This window comes from Chromobacterium sp. (assembly GCF_041912965.1).
In the GTDB taxonomy this organism is placed as follows: Bacteria; Pseudomonadota; Gammaproteobacteria; order Burkholderiales; family Chromobacteriaceae; genus Chromobacterium; species Chromobacterium aquaticum.
In genome coordinates this window covers 1-6,405 of sequence record NZ_JAYSGF010000078.1, presented here as the reverse complement: position 1 = coordinate 6,405, position 6,405 = coordinate 1, and the positions used below count along the sequence as shown (strand labels likewise).

The window sequence follows — 6,405 nt, the reverse complement described above, 5'->3', positions numbered from 1 at the left end:
CGCGGATCACGAAGCCCATGCCGCCGGCGGCGTGGAAGTGGTTCACGTCGGCCTTGCCGTTGGGGTAGGCGCGCACCAAGAGCGGCACCACGGCGGAGAGTTCGTCGAAATCGTCCCAGTTCACATCGATGCCGGCGGCGCGCGCGATGGCGACGATGTGCATGGTGTGGTTGGTGGAGCCGCCGGTGGCCAGCAGGCCGACGATGGCGTTGACGATGGACTTCTCGTCTATCATCTCGCCCACCGGGGTGAAGGCCTTGCCCTGAGCGGCGATCTTGGCCGCCTGCTTGGCGGCGGCGCGGGTCAGCGCCTCGCGCAGCGGGGTGCCCGGATTGACGAAGGCGGCGCCGGGCAGGTGCAGGCCCATGATCTCCATCAGCATCTGATTGGAGTTGGCGGTGCCGTAGAAGGTACAGGTGCCGGGGCCGTGGTAGGACTGGCACTCGGATTCCAGCAGCGCGTCGCGGCCGACCTTGCCTTCTGCGTACAGCTGGCGCACCTTGGCTTTTTCATCGTTGGCGATGCCGGTGGTCATCGGGCCGGCGGGAACGAACACCGCCGGCAGGTGGCCAAAGGACAGCGCGCCTATCAGCAGGCCGGGCACGATCTTGTCGCACACGCCCAGATACAGCGCGGCGTCGAACATCTGGTGGGACAGCGCCACCGCGGTGCTCATCGCGATGATGTCGCGCGAGAACAAGGACAGCTCCATGCCCGGCTGGCCCTGGGTCACGCCGTCGCACATCGCCGGCACGCCGCCGGCGAACTGGGCGGTGGCGCCGGCCGCCAGCGCCGCCTCCTTCAGCAGCGCCGGATAGGTTTCCAGCGGCTGGTGGGCGGACAGCATGTCGTTATAGGAAGAGACGATGGCCAGATTGGGGCGGTGCTCTTCCTTGAGGTGGATCTTGATGCCGTCTGGCATGGCGGCGAAGGCGTGGGCCAGATTGGTGCACGACAGTTGCGAGCGCTCCACCCTTCCCTGATGGGCTGCGGCGCGCACACGGTCCAGGTAGGCGGCGCGCGTCGCCTGGCTCCGGTTGACGATGCGCTCGGTAACGGCGGACAGGGTGGGGTGCAAGGCCATGATGACGTTCCGTGTTGAAGTGGGTTGATAGTAGTTTTACTACACTCAAAATGCAAGACGCGCTCCAGCGCCGCACAAGCATGATACGCCGGGCGACACGACGCTACACGCGCCATTACAGCGATTGGCCGATTTGTTTGCTTTGGGGCAAAAGGTGTTGCAAAAGCGGCCTGCGCCCGCGTGATGACATGGACAAGGTAAAAGCTGGTGGTAATATAACTACATCTACAAACATCTCGAGATGGAAGATCAGGATGGATACCCGTACTACGCCAACCCCGGCCTTCGATATGGTGTTGTTCGGCGGCGCCGGCGATCTGGTGATGCGCAAGCTGCTGCCCTCGCTGTACCAGGCGCACGCCGCCGGCCTGCTCAACCAGCAAGGCCGCATCCTGGCGCTGGGCCGCAAGGACCTGAGCCGCGACGACTACCTGGCCTTTGTCGAGAAGAACTCGCGCCAGCACGTCAAAGCCCATTTCGACGCCGCCGCCTGGGACAGCTTCTGTGCGCGGATCGAGTATCTGAAAGTGGACGCCTCGCAGCCGCGGGATTTCCCGGCGCTGGCGGACAAGCTCAAGGACGACGGCGACCGCGTGGTGGTCTGTTATCTGGCCACCGCGCCCAATCTGTTCGCCGGCATCTGCGAGAACCTGGCGGCGGTGGGCCTCAATAGCGGCAATGTGCGCGTGGTGCTGGAAAAACCGCTGGGCACCGACCTGGATTCCTCCAACGAGATCAACGACGACGTGGCGCGCTTCTTCAAGGAAGAGCAGCTGTACCGGATCGACCATTATCTGGGCAAGGAATCGGTGCAGAACCTGATGGCGATCCGCTTCGCCAACGCGCTGTTCGAGCCGCTGTGGCGGCGCGAATGGATACACGATGTGCAGATCACCATCTCCGAAGACCTGGGCGTGGGCAGCCGTGGCGATTTCTACGACGGCACCGGCGCGCTGCGCGACATGGTGCAGAACCACCTGTTGCAATTGCTGTGCATCGTGGCGATGGAGCCGCCGGCCAATATGGAAGCCGACGCGGTGCGCGACGAGAAGCTCAAGGTGCTGAAGGCCTTGCGCCCGTTCAGCGAGCAGGACGTGGCGGCCAAGACCGTGCGCGGCCAATACAAGGCCGGCGCCGTGGGCGGCCAGCCGGTGGTCGGCTATCTGAACGAGCAAGGCATCCCCGCCGACAGCCAGACCGAGACCTTCGTCGCGCTCAAGGCCGAGATCGACAACTGGCGCTGGGCCGGCGTGCCCTTCTTCCTGCGCACCGGCAAGCGGATGCAGGAGCGGGTAGCCGAGATCGTCATCAACTTCCGCGATGTGCCGCACCAGCTGTTCAACGGCCCGATGAGCGGCAGCCACACCGCCAACCGGCTGGTGATCCGCCTGCAGCCGGAGGAAAGCATCCGCCTGTACTTCCTGGCCAAGGAACCGGGCGACAATATGCGCCTGCAGCCGGCCTATCTCGACCTGGACTTCTATAAAGCGTTCAAAGTGCGCCGCGCCGATGCCTACGAGCGCCTGCTGCTGGACGTGATCCGCGGCAAGCTGGCGCTGTTCATGCGTCGCGACGAGTTGATCGAGGCCTGGCGCTGGGTGGAACCCATCATGGACAGCTGGAGCCGCAGCAGCAATTTGCCGCCCAAGCAGTACACCGCCGGCACTTGGGGTCCGGCGGCGTCCAGCGCGTTGTTATCGCGCGATGGGATAGGTTGGCACGAGGAATGCTGATCCATCTGCTGCGCGTCTCGATCTCGAATGCTGCGGTGCTCGCCGTACTACCGTACGGCTGCGCGTCTCGCTTCGACCTCGAGGCGCTCGCGACGATGGCTGCCCCATGCTGAGCGTCTCGTTTTAACTTCGGGCAGCACCGATGCTTGATCTTAACTTCTTACCCGCGGAGCGCCGCTGATGAACTGCGTAGAATTCTCCGATAGCGAGCAACAGTCGACCGCGCTGGCCAATAGCGTGGCCGCCAGGCTGGGCGCCGCCATCGCCAGCCAGGGCGCCGCCGTGCTGGCGGTGTCCGGCGGCAAATCGCCGATTCCCTTCTTCCACATGCTCAGCACCATGGCGATAGACTGGTCCAAGGTGAGCATCACCCTGGTGGACGAGCGCTTCGTGCCGGACAGCCATCCGGACAGCAACGCCGCGCTGGTGCGCGCCCATCTGTTGCGCGACCGCGCCGCCGCCGCGCGCTTCCAGCCCCTGGTCGACGACGCCTCGGACATCGATGCCGACGTGGCGCGCGCCAACGCCGCTTTCGTTCCGCCCACCGTCGCCATCCTGGGCATGGGCGAGGACGGCCACACCGCTTCGCTATTTCCCGGCACCGACGAACTGGCGGCCGGCCTGGACCCGGCGTCCGCCGCCGCCTTCCTGGCGGTGACGCCCAAGACCGCGCCGCACCGCCGCGTGTCGATGAGCTATGCCGCGCTGCTGCGCGCCGACTGTCTGATCCTGTCCATCCAGGGCGACAAGAAGCGCCAGGTGCTGGGCGCCGCCGCCCAGGGCGTCAGCGACGCGCTGCCGATCAGCCATTTCCTGGCCCAAGACAAGGTAGCGCTGGATGTCTACTGGTCTGCCTGAACAATGGCCGCGGCTGCTGGCCGATATCGGCGGCAGCAACGCCCGCTTCGCGCTGGAAACCGCGCCCGGCGTGATCGAGGACATCGAGGTGCTGCCCTGCGCCGGCTATCCCACGCTGCTGGACGCGGTGCGCGCCTATCTTGATCTGGCCGGCGCGCGCGCGGTCGCTCATGCCGCCTTCGGCATCGCCAACCCGGTGCTGGGCGACTGGGTGCAGATGACCAATCACCATTGGGCCTTCTCCATCGAGGCCACGCGCCAGGCGCTGGGTCTGACCACGCTGCTGGTGATCAACGATTTCACCGCGCTGGCGCTGGCGTTGCCGCATCTGTCGGCCAGCGAGCTGCTGCGCATCGGCGGCGGCGAGGCGGAAGCCGGCGCGCCACTGGCGCTGATCGGCCCCGGCACCGGCCTGGGCGTGTCGGCGCTGATTCCGTATCCGGGCGGCCATGCGCCCTTGTCGGGCGAGGGCGGCCATGTCGGTTTCGCCCCCTTCGACGAGCGCGAGGCCGACATCTGGCGCCACGCGATGGGGCGCTTCGGCCATGTGTCCGCCGAGCGCCTGCTGTCCGGCTCCGGCATCCCCTTGATTTATCAGGCCTTGTGCGAGCGCGCCGGCGAAACGCTGGCGGCGCTGGACCCGGCCGAGGTCACCGCGCGCGGCCTGTCCGGCGCCTGTCCGCGCTGCCGAGAAACCCTGGAAGTGTTCTGCGGCATGCTGGGCGGCGCGGCGGCGAATCTGGCCCTGAATCTCGGCGCCCGTGGCGGCGTGTATCTAGGTGGTGGTATTGTGCCGCGTCTACGCGGTTTTTTTGAACAATCACCATTCCGCCGCCGCTTCGAGGATAAGGGACGGATGTCCGGCTATCTGGCCGCGATTCCGGTCTATCTGATCGTCAGCTCCTACCCGGCCTTGCCGGGCGTGGCCGCCCATCTGGCGGCCGAACTGGCGAAGGCCCGCGCCCGACCCCGGGCGCATCCTGACGACGGCGCGGCAGGAGAGTAAATACATGCTTGAACGTATCAGGAGCCAATTGGAGATCCTGTCCTCGGCCGAGCGCAAAGTGGCCGAGCTGGTGCTGGAACAGCCTTACACCGTGATCCAGGCGGCGGTGGCCGACATCGCCAAGAACGCCGGCGTCAGCCAGCCCACCGTGATCCGCTTTTGCCGCACCGTCGGCTGTTCCGGCCTGCCGGACTTCAAACTGAAGCTGGCCGGCAGCCTGGTCACCGGCGTGCCCTATGTGCACTCCAGCGTGCGCCCGGAAGATCCGACCTCGGAAATCGTCGCCAAGGTGTTCGACAACACCGTGTCCGCGCTGCTCAAGTGCCGCAACGACGTCAATCCGCAGGCGATAGAGTCCGCGGTGCGGCTGCTGACCGACGCGCGCCGCATCGAATTCTACGGCCTGGGCAACTCCGGCATCATCGCCGCCGACGCCCAGCACAAATTCTTCCGCTTCGGCATTCCCACCGTCGCCTATTCCGACACCCACATCCAGATGATGGCGGCCTCGGTGCTGGGCCCGGGCGATGTGCTGGTGGCGATTTCCAGCTCCGGCCGCACGCTGGAATTGCTGGAAGCCGTGGATGTGGCGCTGTCCGCCGGCGCCAGCGTGGTGGCGCTGACCACCAGCGGTTCGCCGCTGGCGCGCCGCGCCACGGTGGCCCTGATCGCCGACACGCTGGAAGACAATGAAACCTATAGCCCGATGATTTCGCGCATCGTGCACCTGGTGCAGATCGACATCCTGGCGGTGAGCGTGGCGCTCAAGCGCGGGCCGGGCCTGATCAGCCAGCTGGAAAAAACCAAGCACAGCCTGAAGAACCGCAGGCTGGACAACAAAACCGAAGAGGATTGACCATCATGAGCGGACTGACCGAACTACCGGCCTGGCAGGCACTGTGGGACCATTTTGCCGAGGCCAAGCACCAGCACATGCGCGATTTGTTCGTCTCCGATCCGGAGCGGGCGGAACGCTATGCGCTGGAGGTGGGCGGCCTGTTCCTCGACTACTCCAAGAACCGCATCACCGACGAAACGCTGAAGGGCCTGATGCAGCTGGCGCGCGAAGCCGGGCTGCCGGCCAAGATCAAGGCCATGTTCAAGGGCGAGAAGCTCAACAGCACCGAAAACCGCGCGGTGCTGCACGTGGCGCTGCGCAACCGCACCAACTCGCCCATCCATGTGGACGGCGAGGACGTGATGCCCAAGGTCAATTCGGTGCTGGAGCGCATGGGCAAGTTCGCCCACGCGGTGCGTTCCGGCGAATGGCTGGGTTATACCAATCAGCCCATCACCGACATCGTCAACATCGGCATCGGCGGCTCGGACCTGGGCCCGCTGATGGTCTGTAGCGCGCTCAAGCCCTTCGGCCATCCGCGTTTGAACATGCACTTCGTCTCCAATGTGGATGGCGCCCAGCTCAAGGAAACGCTGAAGAAGGTCCATTCCGAGACCACGCTGTTCGTGGTGGAGTCCAAGACCTTCACCACCCAGGAGACGCTGACCAACGCGCTGACCGCGCGCGACTGGTTCCTGCAGCGCTCGCGCGATGAAAGCGCGGTGGCCAAGCACTTCGTCGCGGTGTCCACCAACCAGAAGGCGGTGGCCGACTTCGGCATCGATCCGTCGAATATGTTCGAATTTTGGGATTGGGTGGGCGGCCGCTACAGCCTGTGGTCGGCCATCGGCCTGCCCATCATGCTCTACCTGGGCGAGGAGAACTT

General features: G+C 65.5%; 5 protein-coding genes and 1 pseudogene. 5 read left to right on the top strand and 1 reads right to left on the bottom strand.

Annotation, left to right across the window (positions count from 1 at the left end):
* Window positions 1-1,084, bottom strand: a 1,084-nt coding sequence (locus tag ACE3QM_RS22445) for a dihydroxy-acid dehydratase (RefSeq protein ID WP_374425008.1), incomplete at its 3' end; no start/stop codon positions are given.
* 254 nt (window positions 1,085-1,338) lie between these two features.
* Between ACE3QM_RS22445 and zwf the strand changes: the two genes are divergently transcribed.
* From zwf to ACE3QM_RS22420, 5 genes and pseudogenes are all read left to right on the top strand, one after another.
* Entirely contained in the window at window positions 1,339-2,817 is a 1,479-nt protein-coding gene (gene zwf / locus ACE3QM_RS22440) for a glucose-6-phosphate dehydrogenase (RefSeq protein WP_374425005.1), read from the top strand.
* Window positions 2,818-2,997: 180 nt separating this feature from the next.
* The gene (gene pgl, locus ACE3QM_RS22435; protein ID WP_374425003.1) at window positions 2,998-3,675 is read left to right on the top strand and encodes a 6-phosphogluconolactonase; all 678 of its coding nucleotides are present in this window, start codon (window positions 2,998-3,000) and stop codon (window positions 3,673-3,675) included.
* Window positions 3,656-4,681 carry a glucokinase gene (locus ACE3QM_RS22430; RefSeq protein WP_374425001.1) on the top strand — a complete coding sequence of 342 codons (1,026 nt, stop codon included), beginning with the start codon at window positions 3,656-3,658 and terminating at the stop codon, window positions 4,679-4,681. The genes pgl and ACE3QM_RS22430 overlap by 20 nt, the downstream gene beginning before the upstream one ends.
* A gap of 4 nt (window positions 4,682-4,685) precedes the next feature.
* Entirely contained in the window at window positions 4,686-5,537 is an 852-nt protein-coding gene (gene hexR, locus ACE3QM_RS22425) for a transcriptional regulator HexR (RefSeq protein ID WP_048408071.1), read from the top strand.
* 5 nt (window positions 5,538-5,542) lie between these two features.
* Window positions 5,543-6,405: pseudogene (locus tag ACE3QM_RS22420) on the top strand (glucose-6-phosphate isomerase); the annotation flags it as partial.